The sequence below is a fragment of the Serratia oryzae genome, assembly GCF_001976145.1.
Lineage (GTDB): Bacteria > Pseudomonadota > Gammaproteobacteria > Enterobacterales > Enterobacteriaceae > Chania > Chania oryzae.
This window is the reverse complement of sequence record NZ_MOXD01000060.1, coordinates 1-640: the sequence shown is the minus strand read 5'-3', so window position 1 is coordinate 640 and position 640 is coordinate 1. Positions and strand designations below refer to the sequence as shown.

Genomic DNA, 640 nt, shown 5'->3' with positions numbered 1-640 from the left:
TTATTCAGCGCGGTCAACGCGCCCCCCTCAAAGGCGTTAAAGTTCAGGGTGCTGCCGCTGCCAATGCTGACGCCACCGGTGCCCAGGTTGGCGTTCTGCGAGACGGTCAGGGTACTGCTGCCTATCAGGTCAAACAGGCCGGCAAAGCTGCTGTTGGTGCCGGTCAGGGTGGTGTTGGACGCATTGCTGAGTTGCACAGTAGAATCCAATACTCCGCTCAGAGTATTCGCGAGAGTCCCCGCAAAGCCATTCAGCAACAGTTGTGAGGTGGCATCGGCCAGATTGACGCGGGCCGCCGAGGTCCCCAGATTATCGGCCGCGCTGATCGTCAGGGCACCGTTCGCATCGATAACGTGGGTGCCGCTGAAGTCGTTGCTGCCGCTCAGGGTCACCGCCGCGCCGGTATTAATGGTCCCAGCGCCGCTCAGCACGTTGGCGAGAGTGTCTGCGGCGTTCAGATTCAACGTACCGCCAACATCCACCTCACTGGTGCCCAGGGCATTCGCCGCGTTGGCGGTGACGGAGGCTCCCGATGCAATATGGGTAGTGGCTGACAGACCGCCGTTGGCCGCGCTCAGCGCTAAATCTCCGCCGTTCACGTTCAGCGTGCCCGCCCCGGTCAAGCCGCCAGGGGCGGTCG

At 62.7% G+C, this 640-nt stretch carries 1 pseudogene; it reads right to left on the bottom strand.

The window, feature by feature from the left end:
* Window positions 1-640, bottom strand: a pseudogene (locus tag BMI79_RS23890) (hypothetical protein); the annotation flags it as partial.